19 protein-coding genes and 2 pseudogenes are annotated in these 18,391 nt (G+C 47.1%); 12 read left to right on the top strand and 9 right to left on the bottom strand.

Annotation, left to right across the window (positions count from 1 at the left end; all coding sequences use genetic code 11):
- Nucleotides 1-38 precede the first annotated feature (38 nt).
- From NC980_RS02555 to NC980_RS02540, 4 genes are all read left to right on the top strand, one after another.
- Nucleotides 39-869: a GDSL-type esterase/lipase family protein gene (locus tag NC980_RS02555; RefSeq protein ID WP_190379568.1), complete on the top strand. Its 831-nt coding sequence runs from the start codon at nucleotides 39-41 to the stop codon at nucleotides 867-869.
- Nucleotides 870-940: 71 nt separating this feature from the next.
- Nucleotides 941-2,146, top strand: coding sequence for a 4-hydroxy-3-methylbut-2-enyl diphosphate reductase (locus NC980_RS02550; protein ID WP_190379567.1), 1,206 nt, complete (start codon nucleotides 941-943; stop codon nucleotides 2,144-2,146).
- The gene (locus NC980_RS02545; RefSeq protein ID WP_199298781.1) at nucleotides 2,143-2,931 is read left to right on the top strand and encodes a DUF6816 family protein; all 789 of its coding nucleotides are present in this window, start codon (nucleotides 2,143-2,145) and stop codon (nucleotides 2,929-2,931) included. Before NC980_RS02550 ends, NC980_RS02545 begins: the two co-directional genes overlap by 4 nt.
- Nucleotides 2,932-3,215: 284 nt before the next feature.
- Nucleotides 3,216-3,533 (top strand): hypothetical protein, encoded by a 318-nt coding sequence (locus tag NC980_RS02540; protein ID WP_190379566.1) that lies wholly within the window; start codon nucleotides 3,216-3,218, stop codon nucleotides 3,531-3,533.
- 60 nt (nucleotides 3,534-3,593) lie between these two features.
- Here NC980_RS02540 and NC980_RS02535 read toward each other — a convergent pair whose 3' ends face one another.
- Nucleotides 3,594-4,271, bottom strand: a complete 678-nt coding sequence (locus tag NC980_RS02535) for a Crp/Fnr family transcriptional regulator (protein WP_190379565.1) — start codon at nucleotides 4,269-4,271, stop codon at nucleotides 3,594-3,596.
- 161 nt (nucleotides 4,272-4,432) lie between these two features.
- On the opposite strand from NC980_RS02535, the pseudogene NC980_RS02530 reads away from it, so the two are divergent.
- A pseudogene (locus NC980_RS02530) lies at nucleotides 4,433-4,786 on the top strand (hypothetical protein).
- A gap of 89 nt (nucleotides 4,787-4,875) precedes the next feature.
- On the opposite strand, the gene NC980_RS02525 reads toward NC980_RS02530, so the two are convergent.
- On the bottom strand, nucleotides 4,876-5,046 hold the full coding sequence (locus tag NC980_RS02525; RefSeq protein ID WP_190379564.1) for a hypothetical protein: 171 nt from the start codon (nucleotides 5,044-5,046) through the stop codon (nucleotides 4,876-4,878).
- A gap of 73 nt (nucleotides 5,047-5,119) precedes the next feature.
- Entirely contained in the window at nucleotides 5,120-5,500 is a 381-nt protein-coding gene (locus NC980_RS02520; RefSeq protein ID WP_190379563.1) for a hypothetical protein, read from the bottom strand.
- Between the two features lie 167 nt (nucleotides 5,501-5,667).
- Between NC980_RS02520 and NC980_RS02515 the strand changes: the two genes are divergently transcribed.
- Nucleotides 5,668-6,354: an SDR family oxidoreductase gene (locus tag NC980_RS02515; protein ID WP_190379562.1), complete on the top strand. Its 687-nt coding sequence runs from the start codon at nucleotides 5,668-5,670 to the stop codon at nucleotides 6,352-6,354.
- Here the strand turns inward: NC980_RS02515 and NC980_RS02510 are convergent.
- A complete protein-coding gene (locus NC980_RS02510; protein ID WP_190379561.1) occupies nucleotides 6,344-6,772 on the bottom strand; it encodes a hypothetical protein in 429 nt (142 codons plus the stop codon). The two genes, NC980_RS02515 and NC980_RS02510, sit on opposite strands and share 11 nt — an antisense overlap.
- A gap of 78 nt (nucleotides 6,773-6,850) precedes the next feature.
- Between NC980_RS02510 and petN the strand changes: the two genes are divergently transcribed.
- Entirely contained in the window at nucleotides 6,851-6,940 is a 90-nt protein-coding gene (gene petN / locus NC980_RS02505) for a cytochrome b6-f complex subunit PetN (protein ID WP_071596148.1), read from the top strand.
- A 64-nt stretch (nucleotides 6,941-7,004) separates the two neighbouring features.
- Nucleotides 7,005-7,160 carry a hypothetical protein gene (locus tag NC980_RS02500; RefSeq protein WP_190379560.1) on the top strand — a complete coding sequence of 52 codons (156 nt, stop codon included), beginning with the start codon at nucleotides 7,005-7,007 and terminating at the stop codon, nucleotides 7,158-7,160.
- Between the two features lie 342 nt (nucleotides 7,161-7,502).
- Here the strand turns inward: NC980_RS02500 and NC980_RS02495 are convergent, their stop codons facing one another.
- Nucleotides 7,503-9,059 carry an ammonium transporter gene (locus NC980_RS02495; RefSeq protein ID WP_347273457.1) on the bottom strand — a complete coding sequence of 519 codons (1,557 nt, stop codon included), beginning with the start codon at nucleotides 9,057-9,059 and terminating at the stop codon, nucleotides 7,503-7,505.
- 573 nt (nucleotides 9,060-9,632) lie between these two features.
- On the opposite strand from NC980_RS02495, the gene smpB reads away from it, so the two are divergent.
- The 3 genes from smpB to NC980_RS02480 all read left to right on the top strand — a co-directional run bounded on the left by smpB (nucleotide 9,633) and on the right by NC980_RS02480 (nucleotide 14,039).
- Nucleotides 9,633-10,100, top strand: coding sequence for an SsrA-binding protein SmpB (smpB, locus tag NC980_RS02490; protein ID WP_190379558.1), 468 nt, complete (start codon nucleotides 9,633-9,635; stop codon nucleotides 10,098-10,100).
- A 133-nt stretch (nucleotides 10,101-10,233) separates the two neighbouring features.
- The gene (gene uvrA / locus NC980_RS02485; RefSeq protein WP_190379557.1) at nucleotides 10,234-13,194 is read left to right on the top strand and encodes an excinuclease ABC subunit UvrA; all 2,961 of its coding nucleotides are present in this window, start codon (nucleotides 10,234-10,236) and stop codon (nucleotides 13,192-13,194) included.
- Nucleotides 13,191-14,039, top strand: coding sequence for an alpha/beta hydrolase (locus NC980_RS02480; RefSeq protein ID WP_190379556.1), 849 nt, complete (start codon nucleotides 13,191-13,193; stop codon nucleotides 14,037-14,039). Before uvrA ends, NC980_RS02480 begins: the two co-directional genes overlap by 4 nt.
- Before the next feature lie 55 nt (nucleotides 14,040-14,094).
- On the opposite strand, the gene NC980_RS02475 is transcribed toward NC980_RS02480, so the two are convergent.
- On the bottom strand, nucleotides 14,095-14,424 hold the full coding sequence (locus tag NC980_RS02475) for an STAS domain-containing protein (protein ID WP_190379555.1): 330 nt from the start codon (nucleotides 14,422-14,424) through the stop codon (nucleotides 14,095-14,097).
- Between the two features lie 503 nt (nucleotides 14,425-14,927).
- On the opposite strand from NC980_RS02475, the gene NC980_RS02470 reads away from it, so the two are divergent.
- Entirely contained in the window at nucleotides 14,928-15,128 is a 201-nt protein-coding gene (locus tag NC980_RS02470; RefSeq protein WP_058998328.1) for a chlorophyll a/b-binding protein, read from the top strand.
- Between the two features lie 128 nt (nucleotides 15,129-15,256).
- Here NC980_RS02470 and NC980_RS02465 read toward each other — a convergent pair whose 3' ends face one another.
- The 3 genes and pseudogenes from NC980_RS02465 to NC980_RS02455 all read right to left on the bottom strand — a co-directional run.
- A complete protein-coding gene (locus tag NC980_RS02465) occupies nucleotides 15,257-15,451 on the bottom strand; it encodes a DUF2795 domain-containing protein (protein ID WP_190379554.1) in 195 nt (64 codons plus the stop codon).
- 219 nt (nucleotides 15,452-15,670) lie between these two features.
- Entirely contained in the window at nucleotides 15,671-17,521 is a 1,851-nt protein-coding gene (locus NC980_RS02460) for an iron uptake porin (protein ID WP_190379553.1), read from the bottom strand.
- A 729-nt stretch (nucleotides 17,522-18,250) separates the two neighbouring features.
- Nucleotides 18,251-18,391: pseudogene (locus tag NC980_RS02455) on the bottom strand (photosystem II protein D2); the annotation flags it as partial.

The following is an 18,391-nucleotide window of genomic DNA, read 5'->3' as shown; positions in this document are numbered from 1 at the left end:
ATAAGATCCCACAGTGTTTACGCAAATCGTCGCAGGCAATGTCTAAGTCAGTTCCGGGCTGGGTTTATCTCTCCGTCGTCACGAATATTGTTTTGGGTACAACGTTAGGATTGTGGTTTCTGGGCGATCGCTATTTCACCGAAACGCTGCTGAATCCTCCGTCTTCACGCACTTCAATGGCTGCCAAAGCCGTGGAAAAACCCGAAATCGTCGCGCAAGCTGCCTCTATGTCATCGGGTCGATCTCTGACTTATCAAGATTGGGTCGATTTACTGGAGAAAGAAGCCAAAGCGACGATTAAAAGAAAGCCCGATCGCTTAATCGTGCTGGCAGGCGATTCACTTACACTTTGGTTTCCTCAAGAGCTGCTTCCGACCGATTACACTTGGCTAAATCAAGGAATTTCTGGTGAGACTTCAACCGGATTGGCGAAGCGATTAGATCTATTTGCTCAAGCGAAACCCAAAACTATCTTTGTCATGGTCGGTGTCAATGATCTGCTCAGAGGTCGATCGGAGGAAGAGGTTTTAGAAGCTCAGGAAGACATTATTAAACAGTTAAAGAAATCGCACTCGAAATCGACGATCGTCATGCAGTCGCTCCTTCCTCGCGCCAAAGATTCGATCACCGCAGCCAACGCAACCCAAGTAGAAGCGCTCTCGAACGATCGCATTTATCAATTTAATCGTCGCCTTGCTCAGTTAGCGAAGCAAACTCGCGTGGAATTTCTCAATCTACAACCGCTTTTCTCTGACAATGAAGGATTCTTACGCTCAGAGCTAACAACCGATGGACTGCACCTAAGTACGCAGGGCTATTTGGTGTGGCGATCAGCAATTCAGACCTTTAATCAATTTGCATACCGTTAACGCGTTCTCACCTTCTTTTAAAGTCGCTAAGCAGTTTATGATCAAAAACGTAGGCGTATCGGAAGGCGGACATGGATACCAAGGCGTTTAAGCTATCGCTCAATCATTCTGAGAACTATCACCGCAAAGGATTCGGACATGGTGCGGAAGTCGCAACCGCGATGCAGTCTGAATATCAAAGCGATTTGATTCAGGAAATTCGCGATCGGGCTTATACGCTGAAACGGGGCGATGTCACGATTCGATTAGCGCAAGCATTCGGCTTTTGTTGGGGCGTTGAACGGGCAGTCGCGATGGCTTACGAAACCCGTCAGCATTTTCCAACTGAGCGAATTTGGATCACTAACGAGATCATTCACAATCCCTCGGTCAATCAGCGCTTGCGCGAGATGAATGTCCTGTTTATCCCGGTCATTAACGGGCAGAAGGATTTTTCCGAAATCGCAAAAGGCGATGTGGTAATTTTGCCTGCGTTTGGTGCGAGTGTTCAAGAAATGCAGCTTCTTAACGATCGCGGCTGTACGATCGTTGATACGACTTGCCCTTGGGTTTCAAAAGTCTGGAACACCGTTGAGAAGCACAAAAAGCGGGCTTACACCTCAATTATTCACGGCAAATACAATCACGAAGAAACTCTAGCAACGAGTTCGTTTGCAGGTAAGTATCTGATTGTGCTGAATCTGGCTGAAGCCCAATATGTTGCGGACTATATTCTGAACGGCGGCGATCGTGACGCATTCCTAGCAAAATTCAGCAAAGCTTGTTCGGCTGGATTTGACCCCGATCAGGATTTAGTTCAAATTGGCATTGCCAACCAAACCACGATGCTCAAAGGCGAAACTGAGCAAATTGGTAAATTGTTTGAACATACGATGCTGAAGAAATATCCGCCGAATGAATTGAACGAGCATTTTCTCAGCTTCAACACCATTTGCGATGCAACCCAAGAGCGCCAAGATGCAATGTTCGATCTAGTGAAAGAGAAGATCGACCTCATGATTGTGATTGGCGGGTATAACTCCTCGAATACAACGCATCTGCAAGAAATTGCGATCGATTACAAGATTCCCTCGTATCACATTGATAGTGTCGAGCGAATTAAATCTCGAACAGCAATCGAACACAAGCCATTGCATCAGGATTTGACGATCGCGGAAAATTGGCTCCCCAGTGGCGAGATTGTCGTCGGCATTACCTCTGGAGCCTCAACCCCCGATAAAGTGGTCGCAGACATTATCGAGCGAATCTTTGAACTCAAAGCGGCTGTGCCTGCATGAAGCGCTTGATCTGGGTCTTGATTTGGCTTTTAAGCTTCTGGTGGGCGAGTCCGGTCTGGGCGGGTGCCTTGTCCGATCGCGTTTCCGCATTTCCCGATTGGCACAATAAACCGCCCGTTGATCGTGCTACCGGAGATCTAATCTATCCCAGCTGGATTGCTGGAACTTGGCACGTTAAAAATACACTAATCGATCTCGTTGCGCCACTCGCTCCCGAAATTGTCACGCCTGGGTTTGAGAGTAATCGAACTTATATGAATCAGCCGATCGAGTTCGATGTCCGATTTACAAAACAAAAAGGAGTCATTGCCGATCGCGCTTTCAACGGGTTGAATATTGCAAAAGCCTATTTGGGCGATCACGCGGTTCTCTCGGTCAAAGTCGATCCTGATTCTCCCAACAAACAAATTACAATTCTGAGAGACGACCGCATTTTGACTTCCACCATTACAGGCAGAGCGATCGAAACCCCTGCACCCGATCAATTCATTACCAGCGAAATCTTCCAGCAAGTGTTTCGAGGAGCGGCGCAACCTTATCTTAATCGGGTTGAGACAACCACCGCGTATAGATACTTAGCTGCTCGCGATACTGTAATCGTCGCCGATCAAATCACCGCAATCTATCTTTCACCACAAGACCCTGACTACTTTAAAGCAGGAAATACGCCTGTTGCCTTATATCGCTATTGTTTAGAATTCACACCTTTGGGCGAAACGTCGTCAGTGCCTGACTCACTAAACTCAAAACAAGATAATTTTTGTCGCAATTATTACAGATCGTAATCACCCAATGTCAAAGTAAACTTTGATTTCTTAGACTAGAAAGACAAAAGAGACTTTGCTATTCTCACGATAGAGGCATGGATGAACTGTCAACCCGTGCAGCAATCGAAGTTTTCTGACCCTTTTACAACAAAAAGTCTGTTGTGCGATCGTGAGCGCTGTTGAGCGAATTGCGTCTCCCTCACTGATTTTAGAAACGCCTACTAAGCCAAGGTTGTTGGTGCTCAGAATCAACAACTCATTTTTTGACTTCTTTTGAACCCACTTGATTTTTTGCCTCACTTATGAATCACTATTGCGAACAATGGATTGCGGATTGGTGTCAGACCAACGGTTGGACAGATTGGTTTAAAGAGAGATCGAGTTACTGGGCATTTCCCCCGAATTCAGTGATGCCTGTGCCGATCCCGGCTCCTGTTCTGCACTCAATCAAAGCTGAAAAAGGGTTGAGCGATGCTGAGCGCGTTTGGAGCTTAGGCGCGATCGCGGGAACAGGAATTGCCGCGGCCTTGGGATTTGTGATCGCCTCTCCGATGCCTTTAGTGATGGCGTTCGTTGGCTGCGCAATTGTGTTTGCTCAATTAGACTCTGAAGAAGCTTAGAGTGTTCCTCAATTGAATCGAAAAAGGTGGAAGTTGAATGGCTTCCACCTTCTTACATATTTACCGACCCGCGAGTTGATTCAATCGGACACGATCGAGCAGTTTAACCTTGCTGCCCTCAATTTCGATCAAGCCTTCTCGACCGAGTTTGGCAAACATTCGGGAAAGCGTTTCGGGAATGGTGCCGAGTCTTGCCGCCAATTGTCCTTTGGGGAGATCAAGATCTACAAGCTCAGCCTTGTTCGCTTGCTCACTCAAATCAAGCAAATAACTGGCAAGTTGTGCTGGAACTTCTCGCAATGCCAAATTATCGACAAGATGCGAAAACATCCGCAGATGACGCGCAAAACTTTTCAATAGATTGATCGCCAGCGTCGGGCGCTGTTCTAGTAATTGCAGAAAAGCCTGACGTGGAAAGAATAAAACATCTGTCTTTTCAAGGGTTGCGGCTGAGGCAGGAAAACATTCCCCATCTAATGCTGGAACTTCAGCAAAATGATCCCCCTCACCGAAGATATGCAGGATTTGTTCTTTGCCCTCGGCAGATAGCTTAAACACTTTGACACGACCCGATCGCACAATAAAAAATCCGCTTCCTTCGTCTCCTTGATGAAACAGAATTTCACCTTTTTTATAGGATTGCGCGATCGAGCAACCTGCAAGTTCAGCTAATTGCTCTGCTGATAATCCCTGAAAAATCATCGTTTGACTCAGGAATTCAAGTAAGGAAGAGTTCATGAAATTGAGCTTTTCTCTTGAGTCTAACTGATGGTTCTTTTTGTCGAGAAAGTGGAAGAGAAGCTAAGGCAGCAAGCTTTAGCTTGATTTCTTGATCTAAGTCAAAGTGTTCGCCACTTAGCTTGCCTAAAGTACAGAAAGATTATTAGGAGAAGCGGACGATGTTTTGCGAACAATGCGAACAGACAGCAAGCAGCCAAGGATGTCATCGCTTGTTAGACATTGGACAATGTAATGATGCTTACTCTGCGATTCAAATCGCGATCGCGCTTGCGAACGCGTTTGAGGTCGATGTGAATCAATTACCGCTCTCGATGATTCTGTCCTGGTACGAGTAAAAGGCGGTAGCGGTGTTGCTCACCCTACTGCATTTAGGAATTCAAGATATTCGCTTAGGCCCAACTCTGCCAGTGTTTCTCTCTCCGAATGTGTTGAAGTTGCTTTCGGATACTTATCGTCTAAAAGCAATTACGACTCCGGATGCAGACTTAGCGGCTTGTCTGGGTCAAGGCTAGAGAACAGATGCGATCGTGCTTTAGATTGAAGGCACGATCTCGCCTCCCAAAGAAAATTAAACCCTGTCGATTTTCCCCGAAATCACGAATTAGAACTCGTTCGCTGTATCTGATAGCGCGATCGTCATATCTTCTAACCCCGAAACCGCGACAGGGATAGCTGTCGTGGCGAATGCCAACTCATTCTTCGTGAAAACCGCAGCATTTGTGACCACAACTACCCCTGTCGTCACAAATGAGGTTGTTGTCGCAACGAACAAGCTTATTTTTTCAGCAACAATACTGAGCTTTGTCAGAAGCTATATACCTTAGGAGAACGATCGCACTACAGCACTAATCATCTACCACTTGCGCTGCAACTTCCACCGCTTCCACATCGATCGTGCCCGAAGGAGTCATCCGCTTAAACTTGCCTTTTTCCGCCTGCAACGGTTCACCACAGTTAGAACACTGCATCTGCGCCTGATTAAATCCGGTCAACTCTGCACCACACACCGGACAATCCGCCTGCACAATATTTCTTCTCACCCACCACTGAAACACGAAGATCCCAACGATCGGCGCAACGATCAATAGCACCAACACAAATAGAAATGATTTCACCAACCAGCCCAGACCCACTGCACTCAATAGAAGTGCGAATCCAATGAACGTCAGCAGTCGTCCAAATCCGTTAATGCCGAGTTGTAGGTTATACAGTTGATTCTGATTCACAGCAGTGTCCTCTATTGGAGCGATCGATGCTTTCTCTATTGGAACAGATTTCGCCAAACCTTTAGGGCGGCTTCCTCGACTGTCAAAAGATCTGATTCCCGTATGTGTATGCCCCTGTATGCAGCTTATTCTTGAATCATAGATGATTCACCAAAAGGCTGATTAAAATGCTGCAAAGTGTAACGGGTGGGAACCTTCAGACAGTATTAGTTGCGGGTGCAAGTCGCGGTGTAGGGCGTGAAATTGCTCGACTGCTCCAGCCGAATTTTACCGTAATTGCCTTGTTACGTTCTGATGCCGCCGTGACTGAACTTGAAGCGTTGGGCATTGAAACTACGATCGGCGATGCGATGAATCCTGAGCAACTCGAAGCAGCCTTTGCAAATCGCCAAATCGATGCCGTGATTAGTACGATCGGCGGACTACCTGCAGAAGGAAAACGCGCTGATTTTGAAGGCAATCGAAATCTAGTTGATGCCGCACTCAAAGCAAGCGTGAAAAAGTTTGTGTTAGTGACTTCGATCGGTAGCGGTGAAAGTGTGGTTGCTTTACCGCCTCGCGCTCTTGAAGCATTGGGAGCCGTTTTAAAGGAAAAAGAGAAAGCAGAACAGCATTTAATCGAGAGTGGTTTAACTTATACGATCGTCCGTCCCGGTGGTTTGAAATCAGAACCGCCAACCGGAACCGGATTTCTAACCGAAGATCCGAAAATTTCTGGCTCAATTCATCGAGCAGATGTGGCTGAATTAGTATGCCGTTGTCTAATCAGCGATCGCGCCGATGGAAAAATTCTCTCCGCGCTCGACCGCAATCAGTTATTCACCCCAACCGAAATCACAGAATTCACCCCTTAAATCGACCAATCCAGCCGATCGCCATTCCGCCATCGAGAACCAACCGAGCGATCGCAAATAGAAAAATACTTTCACCGGCAAAGCTGACGATCGGAACCCAACTACTTTGAGTTGCAATCCCCAGTTCAACCTGCGCCAATCCCCGCACTAATCCAAAGGCTAGAACCGCGCCCGATTTGAGGTGTGAGTTTTGATCTTCCCGAATAATGTAGCGGTACGTCACTCCAAACAAAAATCCTGCAAACAGAACGATCGCCCCACTGACCCAATAATTCATCACTGGGCTGGCATATCGACTCGCTAAGAAATCATTAAACAGAGCAATTAGCGGAAAAATTAGCGTTACCGAACCCGCCGAAAGCACTCCCGCTTTAAGCGACTCCACCCGTTCTTCCCAACTCAATCTCAGGTGCTGCATAACTCCTCTAGATCCTAGCCCCTAACCCCTTTTGCCTTATTATTAGATGTATCACCCTTTGTACCGATCGCTTTCATTATGGATATTTTGTCACTAGGCTGGGTCGCGCTTTTATCCGTTTTCACCTTTTCGATCGCAATGGTCGTTTGGGGTCGAAACGGCTTCTAGCATTGAATTTTCGCCCGTAGCCTAACCGCTATGGGCAGTAATATTTTCATTTTCTGAAATCACCGTGGAATTCACAGTTTTTAACACACTGGTACTCGTCGCGTTTGGTCTTCTCCTTAGCGTGACTGGGGGAGTTATTTACTTAACGCTGGCAGACTGGCGCGATCGTCGTCGCCGCGAACAAGAAAAACTCTCTACCAAATCCACCAAACGCCGCTAATCAAAAGGCTCCAGGATATTGACCTTGGAGCCTTTTAGATAGATTCACCCTTCTAAACTTGTTACTCAACTCATCGTGAAGCCGGAAGCGAGTTCTTCACCCTAACCTTCTTCACCATGTTCGTTCACATCCACACTTTGATATTCATCTGAGAATTGCTGCTACGCCACCCTTCGCCCAAACCCTGTGAGCAAAAATCGGATAGAGAATGCTCGACAACACGTTAAAAGAATCTATGAGTTCTCAAATTTAAGATCTGCCAGTAACAGTCCGAAAAAAAGAACACTCCTGAAAATCTCAGGAGTGTTTTGTGAGTAATGAAATTAGAGGAAATCGATCAGCTTATTGATACTTCGTCGCTGCATCCGAGGCATTGCTAGGATAGCTGCTTGCTGCACCGAAAGAACTTTCTTTCGCGAATCCAGCATAAGCTTCCATGCCATGCTCACCGATATCCAATCCTTCAAGCTCTTCTTCAGCAGTTACACGAATTCCAAGTGTGGACTTCAGTAAAATCCAGAAAATACTGGAGATTAGAACTGTGAATCCACCAACCGAAATCGTTCCCAGGAACTGAATCCAAAGCTGATTCAATCCACCGCCGAACAGCAAACCTGCTGCTGGTCCTGCAGCATACAGTGCGCCAGGTTGATCGCTAGGCCCCACAGCAAATAGACCAAGTGCCAGAGTTCCCCAAACGCCATTGACCAAGTGAACTGCGATCGCGCCCACCGGATCATCAATCTTCAACTTATCGAGGTATCCAACCGCGAACACCACCAAAATTCCACCGATCGCACCGATAATCGCTGCCGAAGGAACGGTGATGAAGGCACAAGATGCAGTCACTGCAACCAAACCAGCCAGTAGACCGTTGATCACCATCGATAAATCAGGCTTACCGAGAACTGCCCAAGCGACGAGCGTGGCTGCGATCGCACCAAATGCACCGCCCGTATTTGTGGTCAATGCAATGTGACCAATCAGAGAGCCATTACCCACGCTCATGGTCGAACCAGGGTTAAATCCGAACCAACCGAGCCAGAGAATCAATGCGCCCAAGGTGGCAATACTCATGTTGTGAGGCGGGATTGCATTGGCAGAGCCATCAGCATTGTATTTGCCAATTCTTGCACCTAAGAATGCAGCCCCCATTAGAGCCGCCCAACCGCCAACGGCGTGAACCACAGTCGAACCTGCGAAATCGAAGAATCCAAGCTTGTACAGCCAGCCGCCGCCCCAGATCCAGTGACCTGTGATCGGGTAAGCGATTCCAACCAACAACAAGCTAAAGATCAAGAAGTCGACAAACTTAATCCGCTCAGCCACCGCACCAGAGACGATCGTTGCTGCGGTTCCAGCAAACACTAATTGGAAGAAGAATTTTGCTGCCAGAGGAACGCCTGCCCAGTTCAAGGCGGAGAAAATTCCTTTGTAATCAGCCGTCATCGCAGGGCTGTTGTCAGCACCCGTGAGGAAAAATCCGCCGCTTGTGCCGAGATAACCATTTCCGTCACTAAACATCAAGCCGAACCCGATCGCCCAAAATGCGACGGTCGAGAGGGCAAAGACGATTAGGTTCTTCGCCAAAACGTTGACTGCGTTCTTCTGGCGGCACATTCCAGTTTCCAACATACAGAAACCTGCGTTCATAAAGAACACCAGGAAGCCCGCAATCATCACCCACATCGTATCGAGACCAATTTTCAGCTCAGCGTTCGCAGCAGCAACGCTTTCAAGGGTGGGTGGGGTTTGGGCAACAGCCGCGTAGCTCCAGAGTCCAACGATCGCGACCGTGAGTGGAATTGACATTTGCCAACTTGGAGCAAGCTGGCTGACGGTGCGAACCAGTGCCTCCCAAGATTTCAACAACGCAGGCTTTTTCCTGCGAATTTGCATTTTTTGCTTCAACGATGCTCTTGACACCATGACAGAAGATTTCCTAGATGAATGCGACAAAGCCGAAATCGGCGACAACTAAACAAAGCGTGGAATGACCCATCTTGCTCAGCAGAAGAACCCCTAAAGTTGGAGATGTAATTCCCGAATCCCAGAACTCCTCAAATTCAGCACCGACAGACTTGCAATGAATGAGCCAGTTTTTCGATGTCTGTCTACAGCCGAAGTGAAGTTGGATTCGCAATTGTGTAGACCTGAGACAGACGGTATACCCAAAGGCGTAGATCCTTGAGATATTGTCAAATCTCGTTGATTAGGTACGTTCAATCTGTATCGGAAATCACAAAATGCTGCTGAAATTATTTGAATCGCACTCTAGCTAACGTTATTTTTGCTTTGGGCCAGAGCTGAACCCTACTTGAATTTGCTATTGTAAAGAATATGCGTGTATAGTATCTTTGTATTAAATTGCTTCGTCTCCTTGAGTAATTCGCCTGGCTCATCGTGCTTTTGCGCTTGAGTTAGGCGAATTTTTTAGCTTCAGACTGAATTAACTACGCTAGAGTAGAGATTATGAGTGAGAAGAATGAAGCCATTAAAATCGTTAGTGATAACCGTCAAGCGAGGTTTCAGTACGAAATTCTGGAAACCTACGAGACGGGAATTGAGCTTGCGGGAACTGAGGTGAAGTCGATCCGTGAAGGTCGAGTCAACTTACGAGATGGGTTCGCGCTCGTTCGTAATGGCGAAGTTTTTCTACATAACGTTCATATTTCACCGCACAAAACGGCGAGCCAGGTTTTCAACCATGATCCTGTTCGCACTCGCAAGCTATTATTGCGGCGCGACGAAATCCGTAAGCTGGTTGGAAAGGTAGAGCAGCAAGGGTTAACGCTGGTTCCACTGAAGATGTACTTGAAACGGGGCTGGGTCAAAGTGGATCTAGCACTGGTTCGGGGTAAGAAGCTGTATGACAAGCGGGAAGACTCTAAGCGGCGTGACGATCAGCGTGATATGCAGCGAGCGATGAAGAATCGATAGCCTAAGTTTCTACTTGCGATCGTGCCTCACCCGCAAAAAATTAACTAATTCACAGGGTCGATCCTGAGTACAAATCAACTCGATCGTGAATCAGAGCGATAGAATCGTTAAGGACTATTTCTGCGCCCTCCGAATGCCAAAGCGTGTTAGCCAATCTAAAAGCTCTGATTCTCCGGTATTAAGTCCTGATTCAGGAGCCGAAATCGAATCGAACGGATTGAAAAATCCTGCAAGAAAAATCGTTTCGCTGAACTCGATTCGGATTCGAGGTGCACGTCAGCATAATTTGAAGAACATCGATCTAGAACTACCCCGCGATCGCCTAATTGTCTTTACCGGAGTTTCGGGATCAGGGAAATCTTCTCTGGCGTTTGACACAATTTTTGCAGAAGGGCAGCGGCGCTATGTGGAATCATTAAGCGCTTACGCTCGGCAGTTTTTAGGACAAGTGGATAAACCGGATGTCGATGCGATCGAAGGCTTAAGTCCGGCAATTTCGATCGATCAAAAATCGACTTCGCATAATCCGCGATCGACCGTTGGAACGGTAACTGAAATCTACGATTACTTACGATTGCTCTACGGTCGCGCAGGTACGCCGCACTGCCCGATTTGCGATCGTTCCATTGCCCCTCAAACGATCGATCAAATGGTTGATCGAATCATGGAGCTACCGGATCGAACCCGCTTTCAAGTTCTCGCGCCTGTGGTTCGAGGGAAGAAAGGAACACATCGTAAGTTAATTTCAGGACTTGCAGCAGAAGGTTTTGTGCGAGTTCGGATCGATGGCGAAGTAAGAGAGTTAAGCGACTCGATCGAGCTAGATAAGAACCAGTTGCATACGATCGAAGTTGTGGTTGATCGCTTGGTAAAAAAAGACGATATTCAAGAACGCCTCAGCGATTCGTTAACCACCTGCTTGAAGCGATCGGGTGGAATTGCCGTAGTTGATTTGATGCGCGATGAAAACTCTGAAGATCAGCCTTCAGAACTTGTTTTTTCTGAGAATTTCGCCTGTCCAGAACACGGGGCAGTCATGGAGGAACTTTCTCCCCGCTTATTCTCGTTCAACTCACCCTATGGGGCGTGTCCGAACTGTCATGGGATTGGCAGCCATCGAACTTTCTCCCCTGAGCTGATCATTCCGAATCCGAATCTTCCGGTTTATGCGTCGATCGCACCCTGGTCTGACAAGGACAACACTTATTACTTGTCGTTGATTTGCAGCGTTGCCGAAGCTTACGGCTTTGATATTCAAACCCCCTGGAATCAACTCACTCCAGAGCAGCAGCACGTCATGCTGTATGGTTCCAAAGATCCGATTTGGATCGAAGTCGATTCGCGCTATCGAGAAAACAAAGGCTATCATCGTCGATATGAAGGCGCGATTCCGTTGCTTGATCGCCAATATCAAGAAGCCAATTCTGACCTGTACAAGCAGAAATTAGAGCAATACTTGATTGATCAGGCCTGTGATGTTTGTGGCGGAAAACGCTTAAAACCGGAATCTCTTGCCGTTCGTTTAGGGCAATATCGAATTCATCAGTTTACGGGCGTTTCGATTCGAGAATGCTTGGATCGAGTTGAGAACTTAGAACTGAGCGATCGTCAAGCTCAAATCGGCGATCTTGTCCTGCGAGAAATCAAAGCGAGATTGCAGTTTCTTCTGGATGTGGGATTGGACTATTTGACGCTCGATCGTACCGCGATGACGCTTTCTGGCGGTGAAGCTCAGCGCATTCGACTGGCAACCCAAATTGGCGCAGGTCTCACAGGCGTTCTGTACGTTCTAGATGAACCAAGCATCGGGCTACACCAGCGCGATAACACCCGATTGCTCAATACGTTGACTAAACTGCGGGATCTTGGAAATACGCTAATCGTGGTTGAACACGACGAAGAAACCATTCGTGCTGCTGATCATTTAGTCGATATTGGCCCAGGCGCGGGTGTGCATGGTGGGCGAATTGTTGCCCAAGGTGATTTTGAAACGCTCTTGAATTCAGAAGAATCGCTAACAGGTGCCTATCTGTCCGGTCGGCGATCAATCCAAACACCCGCCGAACGACGAGAAGGCAATGGTCGATCGCTCTTGATCCGCAGCGCCAACCGTAACAACCTCAAAAATGTCGATGTTGAAATCCCGCTCGGCAGACTGGTTTGCGTCACAGGCGTTTCGGGTTCTGGTAAATCTACGCTAATCAACGAATTGCTTTATCCCGCCATTCAGCATCACTTTGGGCAAAAGGTTCCTCAACCCAAAGAAATGCAGCCCGTCAAAGGACTCGATGCCCTGGATAAAGCGATCGTCATCGATCAATCCCCGATTGGACGCACTCCGAGATCGAACCCTGCGACCTATACGGGTGTTTTTGATGTGGTTCGCGATGTGTTTGCCGAAACGATCGAGGCGAAAGCTAGAGGCTATAAGCCTGGTCAATTCTCCTTTAATGTCAAAGGCGGACGCTGTGAAGCCTGCAGCGGTCAGGGCGTGAATGTGATCGAGATGAACTTTTTACCGGATGTGTATGTGCAATGTGACGTATGCAAAGGGGCACGGTACAACCGAGAAACCTTGCAGGTGAAATTCAAAGGAAAATCGATCGCCGATGTCCTGAGTATGACCGTTGAAGAAGGAGCGGAATTCTTCAAGAACATTCCCCAAGCCGCGAATCGCCTGCAAACTTTAGTCGATGTAGGCCTGGGCTATATGCGTTTGGGACAAACCGCTCCGACTTTATCGGGTGGAGAAGCGCAGCGCGTCAAACTTGCCACCGAGCTTTCTCGCCGCGCCACCGGAAAAACACTCTATCTAATTGATGAACCCACCACAGGTTTATCGTTCTACGATGTTCACAAACTTCTGGATGTGATTCAGCGATTAGTCGATAAGGGTAATTCGGTTTTGGTGATCGAACACAATTTAGATGTGATTCGGTGCTCAGATTGGATTGTTGATTTAGGACCTGAAGGCGGCGATCGTGGCGGCGAAATTGTCGCAGTTGGAACACCAGAAGAAATAGTCAAAAATCCCCGTTCTTACACGGGTCAGTACCTTCAACAAGTTCTACAACAATATCCTGCAGGATCATGATCGAAACTTGGACGCACGATCGCATTCACGTCAATGGAATTAACCTACATTACGTCACTCAAGGACAGGGGGATTTAATCTTATTTCTGCACGGTTTTCCTGAGTTTTGGTATTCGTGGCGGCATCAAATTCCAGAGTTCGCCAAAGATCATAAAGTAGTTGCAATTGATCTGCGAGGCTACAACGATAGCGATAAACCCACGGCAAAAGCAGCCTACAAAATGTCTGAATTCGTCGCAGACGTAAAAGGTGTAATCGAAGGATTGGGATACGATCGCTGCACGTTAGTTGGACATGACTGGGGAGGGGCGATCGCTTGGAATTTTGCTTACACTTATCCGAACTTGCTCAATCAGTTAATCATCTTGAATCTCCCCCACCCAGCTAAATTTGCTCAGGGATTAACAACGCCGCAACAGCTTCTAAAAAGCTCGTATATCTTCTTCTTTCAGCTCCCCATTTTGCCCGAACTTTTAATTCAGCTAGACGACTATAAAGCGTTAGAAAATGCGTTCCTAGGAATGGCAGTGAATAAGAATGCATTTAGTCAAGCAGATCTCGATCGCTATAAAGACGCAATGGCAAAACGAGGCGCTCTGACTTCAGCAATTAATTACTATCGCAACGCATTTCAGTCTGGAATCGTTGGAAAGAATTGGGGCATTCTAGACGTACCAACCCTAATGATTTGGGGAGAAAAAGATACAGCACTAGGCAAAGAGTTGACTTATGGAACCGAGCAATACGTGAGAGATTTTCAAATTCGCTATATTCCAAACTGTAGCCACTGGGTGCAACAGGAGCAGCCGGAGTTAGTCAATCAATATATCCGCGAATTTATTTAAACAAAAAACCGGATCTAAGAAGCTAGATCCGGTTTTTGTATTTTTAATAGGTTTCTTATCTAGAAGCAGTAAGGAGCGGTTCGCTTTCCTCAACTGAGCTTTCGATAATCTCAAACACTTCTTCCATTCCGGTAAGTTCCAGCAACATTCTGACGCGCTCGTTGATAGAGCGTAAGAGCATCGGTTTATTTGCTTCCCGCGATCGCTTAAACACAATCACTAAAGCCATTAAACCAGGACTGCTCATAAACTCAACGTTGGCAAAGTCAACAAGCACAACGGCTGCATCCGAACGGATCGCAAGCTCGGCATGTTCGTGAAACTGTGCAATCGCCGCATCATCTAGCGTTTCTGGGAACTGAATCGTTCTAGTTGATAATTCCATACCCCACAACCTGATTACTAACTAATTACTAAACGATGATAGAAAGGCAAATCCCAGCTAAATAGGCGCTAGGCGCAAGAGAATACTACAAAATGTAATTTACGGTCTCATTAATGTAGCGTTCGATTTCTGCTCTTACCTCTATCTCAGGATGTAGCTAAAAGTTACTAGCTCACGATCTAGATCGTCATCGCTCTTGCCACCTAACCTTACAGTGAGTTAGGGGAAACGATCGTAGTGATGAATACGATTTCCAAATTGATGGAAATTTTCCTATTTCTGTCTTATTGAAATCTACAACTCACTACTTTTGAATTGCGGCTTTTCTATCAAATTGCCTTCGATTTGACGTAATCTACGCAATTAAAATTACTCGAATTTGAATAAATTGAGAATGCTCTCCATCTCCACCCAAAGAAGGAAACGTTTTATCTCCATAGGCGGACAGCTAATAGCAAATCAACCACTACTATAAGAAATATGAAGCGTTTGGAATTTTAGATATGCAAACTCCTCCCAGTACAACTGATTTACCTATCTCGACTGCCTACAATGGAAAAGATCGCAACGCCTTTCTTTTCGGCTGGACACCCCAAGCCGAGCTATGGAATGGTCGGTTTGCAATGATTGGCTTTCTCGCATACCTTCTTTGGGATTTAGCTGGTTATAGTGTTGTGCGTGACTTGCTGCACCTGGTTGGCTGATAATAATCAGAATAAAAACCTGGGTGTGAAGGGCAACAGCCTTTACACCCATTTTTGTGTTTTCCAAACCTAAAGCGCTGCATCTTTGAGAATAAGGTACAGCGCTTTGTTGCCTTTAAAGCGATAGACTATCCAACCTGTCCGATCGCTTTGTTGACATCCGTTGGCTTTTCAAATTCCTCATCAGGCAGATCGTTTAGAAGCGCTTTTAACTCTTCATCTGCACCATTTTTCTCTGCGTGTTTGATCACATCTTCTTTAGTCGCTGGGTAGTCGAGTCCCTTGAGATGCTTCTGTACTTCGATCGGGTTCACCTTTGCCATAGCTATTCTCCAAATCCGCCTTGACCCTGAAAGGGTAGCGTTGATTTACTCATAAAACTTCGTTCTAGGGTTTCGTCTCAATCTCTACCTGCTGTATGACGCAAAACAAAAGCCCTGCCAAATTGACAGGGCTTAACATGAGGCTTACTAAACTGAGCCAAATATACGATTGAAGCAAAAGGCATCGCTTGTAATTCAAATCGATGCTCTCAGCCCAGACTAGAACGTGAAGGTCGTTCTAATGGTTCCGATCACAATGTCATCATTGTTTTCGTTTTGTCCTGGATTCACAATCCAGATCACACCCGGAGTAATCGAGATGTTGTCGTTCAGTTGGTACTTGTAGAATCCTTCAAAGTGCAGAGGAATATCATTCCGTAAACCGCCACCTGGATTACCCACGTAAGGCTCTACACCTGCCACAAATCCCAGCAGATTGCCTTTCTTACCGAAATCAGGGAATGCCAAGCCTGCTCCATATGTCCAGATGTCTTTCTCGCCCTGACCATCATCCACAAAATTTGCATTGATGTAGGAACCAAAAGCGTTCAGCACGATATTGGGGCTGAGCTTGAAGGCAATCGAAGCACCATAAGCGTTAACTTGCGAAGCGCCTGACCCCAGAATGTTGCGGTTGGCGAGCGAGGTACCAGAAGAAGCCAGTGCCGAACCGCCGTCAAAAATTGCACCTTGACGGTAAGCGTTAACATATGTTAACCCAACTTGCAGTGCATCACTCGCATTAAAGGTTAACTGAGCCAGAGCACTGTAGCTTCCATTGAAAAGACCAGCTCTTGATGCGGGATTATTTGCACCAAAGGTTACTTGGCTGCCAGTCGAGTTATCAGCTAGGTAACCTGCGCTGACTTGGAAGGTGTTGTTGAGGTTGAAGGTTGCACCGATACCACTACCACCACCAATCAAGTAGATTGGGTTGCGCTGAGCAAAGACGGAAAGCGGACCTGTACCACCGTCAGCCGCATCTAAAGCAGGGCTGATCGTCGGAGCGTAGTCATAGTGAAGACCGCTCACTGCCGGAACGTAGAATCTCAGGTTTTCGCCAACTGGGAAGTAGTAAGCAACCCAGTCAATGAATGCTTGGTTGCCGCCCGTGTTGCCAAAATTGAAGGTTTGAATACCTTCAGCGCCACTGCCTGCAGGCGCTGCAAATAAGTTCGCATTACCAGCCGCAATCCGGGTAACGAGCAAGTCTTTCCCGGTAAAGCTGGTGTTGAGCGCTAAACGGACTCGGTTTTGGAACACCGTATTGTTTCCACCCGTTCCACGAACGCCAAACTCATCGGTGATCGCGAAGATGCCTTCACCCGCAAGCTTGGTTGTGGTCGAGAACTGCTGCTTCTCTAAGGTCGTGGTACGTGCTTCGAGCGCATCCACTCGTCCTCGCAGTGTGGCTAATTCTGCCGCAAACTGCTCTTGCAGCTTTTGCAGCGTTGCCAAGTCTTCTTTCTTCACCAAGTCTGCGGTCGATGCTGCAATTAGTTCGTTGATGCGGTTGAGGCAGGCGTTCAGGCCGGCAGCGAATTCAAACCGAGTGGTGGCGCGGTTGCCACGGAAGGTACGATCGGGATAACCCGCGATACAGCCGTAGCGTTCAACGAGGGATTGCAGGGCTTGGAATGCCCAGTCGGTGGGGCGCACATCCGAGAGCTGAGAAACGGAAGTCACCTGATCGCTGGAAGCACTCGTCATGCTACGACCTTCGCGGCTGTAGCGATTAAGCTGATTCAGCGAGTCCGTGCTGGTTGTTGCAGGAGCTTCGGGTGCAGCTTGAGCAACTTTTACAGGCTCATTTACGACTACAGACTTAGCAGAGCTGAATTCAGCAGAAACTTGCGCCTGAGGCTTAACTGCTTCAAGCGACTTCACTTCTGCAAGTGGCGCGATAGCTGCACTTCCAGAAAAATTTGCTTCTGACTGAGTTCCTACTTCAACTGCGGGCAGTCCAGCCACCTCGGTCTTCTGAGCCGCGAATACGGACGAAGACATCAACAGTGCTGCCCCTAAGACAGCAGGACTTGTGAACAACGAGTTCAATAAAATCTTACGCATTGTGTTTTGTTCTCCTCACACCTTTTGATAGAACGACTAGCAGCGCCTTCCATATCAAAATCACCATAGTGGTACATTCGCTGAGCGACTCTTCCACTGCACCTTAGTTTACCCGTACGAGACGAAAGGTGACACCCTAACAATGTGACAATTATCTAATTGTCAGACTCTCATTACAGGATTGATACAAAGGTTGCTATTGACTACACCAACAGATTAACTCATATAATCCCAGATTGCCGTACTGAAATCCTAAGCTCTTCCCTCCAAAGACGTACCTCTTAGGCTACAACCTGGAAAAATTATGTTTAAAAAACTATCCGCTCTTGTTTAGAGAAAGGTGAATGAATCGACTTTCACAAACAAGAGCGGTGTAGCGGGCCTTCAGTTTAGAAACCAGACTGCCGGAAGGAACTCCGAGTTAGTCCAGTGATTGAAGAATTGTTCGGACAATTGCTTTCAAAAGGTCTGAAATAACTGTTAGAGAACAGCCCCGGCGCACAGCCGACTAACTCTAACCTGACGACCCAAGCGTTTACTACTATCTGGCATGGGCATCACCTCCTAATTCCTAAGTGGGCATATTTCAAAGGGTTTACAGACTCGGAACTCATCGAATTCCTTCATCTGTAATTCAATGTAGCATACCTTTTCGAGAATGTGTCAAGTCATCAAAAAAAGCTCCTGCCGAAGAGGCAGGAGCTAATTAAAGCAAAGCGACTTTGCTTCTTACAGAGCATTACCGCGAGGCAATACTTCTTCAGGGAATACAAAGTGTTCATGCGGCTGATCCTGAGAAGCCATCCAAGCACGGATGCCCTCGTTCAGCAAAATGTTCTTCGTGTAGAACGTTTCAAATTCCGGGTCTTC

This window comes from Leptolyngbya sp. AS-A5 (assembly GCF_039962495.1).
Taxonomy (GTDB): Bacteria; Cyanobacteriota; Cyanobacteriia; order Leptolyngbyales; family Leptolyngbyaceae; genus Leptolyngbya.
This window is presented reverse-complemented; position numbering and strand designations above follow the sequence as displayed.

What these genes read in the sequence shown, in the direction of transcription:
- NC980_RS02555 (WP_190379568.1), top strand. Translation starts at nt 39, where the DNA reads ATGTCTAAGTCAGTTCCGGGCTGGGTTTATCTCTCCGTCGTCACGAAT.
- NC980_RS02550 (WP_190379567.1), top strand. Translation starts at nt 941, where the DNA reads ATGGATACCAAGGCGTTTAAGCTATCGCTCAATCATTCTGAGAACTAT.
- NC980_RS02545 (WP_199298781.1), top strand. Translation starts at nt 2,143, where the DNA reads ATGAAGCGCTTGATCTGGGTCTTGATTTGGCTTTTAAGCTTCTGGTGG.
- NC980_RS02540 (WP_190379566.1), top strand. Translation starts at nt 3,216, where the DNA reads ATGAATCACTATTGCGAACAATGGATTGCGGATTGGTGTCAGACCAAC.
- NC980_RS02535 (WP_190379565.1), bottom strand. Translation starts at nt 4,271, where the DNA reads ATGAACTCTTCCTTACTTGAATTCCTGAGTCAAACGATGATTTTTCAG.
- NC980_RS02515 (WP_190379562.1), top strand. Translation starts at nt 5,668, where the DNA reads ATGCTGCAAAGTGTAACGGGTGGGAACCTTCAGACAGTATTAGTTGCG.
- NC980_RS02510 (WP_190379561.1), bottom strand. Translation starts at nt 6,772, where the DNA reads ATGCAGCACCTGAGATTGAGTTGGGAAGAACGGGTGGAGTCGCTTAAA.
- petN (WP_071596148.1), top strand. Translation starts at nt 6,851, where the DNA reads ATGGATATTTTGTCACTAGGCTGGGTCGCGCTTTTATCCGTTTTCACC.
- NC980_RS02495 (WP_347273457.1), bottom strand. Translation starts at nt 9,059, where the DNA reads ATGCAAATTCGCAGGAAAAAGCCTGCGTTGTTGAAATCTTGGGAGGCA.
- smpB (WP_190379558.1), top strand. Translation starts at nt 9,633, where the DNA reads ATGAGTGAGAAGAATGAAGCCATTAAAATCGTTAGTGATAACCGTCAA.
- uvrA (WP_190379557.1), top strand. Translation starts at nt 10,234, where the DNA reads ATGCCAAAGCGTGTTAGCCAATCTAAAAGCTCTGATTCTCCGGTATTA.
- NC980_RS02480 (WP_190379556.1), top strand. Translation starts at nt 13,191, where the DNA reads ATGATCGAAACTTGGACGCACGATCGCATTCACGTCAATGGAATTAAC.
- NC980_RS02475 (WP_190379555.1), bottom strand. Translation starts at nt 14,424, where the DNA reads ATGGAATTATCAACTAGAACGATTCAGTTCCCAGAAACGCTAGATGAT.
- NC980_RS02470 (WP_058998328.1), top strand. Translation starts at nt 14,928, where the DNA reads ATGCAAACTCCTCCCAGTACAACTGATTTACCTATCTCGACTGCCTAC.
- NC980_RS02465 (WP_190379554.1), bottom strand. Translation starts at nt 15,451, where the DNA reads ATGGCAAAGGTGAACCCGATCGAAGTACAGAAGCATCTCAAGGGACTC.
- NC980_RS02460 (WP_190379553.1), bottom strand. Translation starts at nt 17,521, where the DNA reads ATGCGTAAGATTTTATTGAACTCGTTGTTCACAAGTCCTGCTGTCTTA.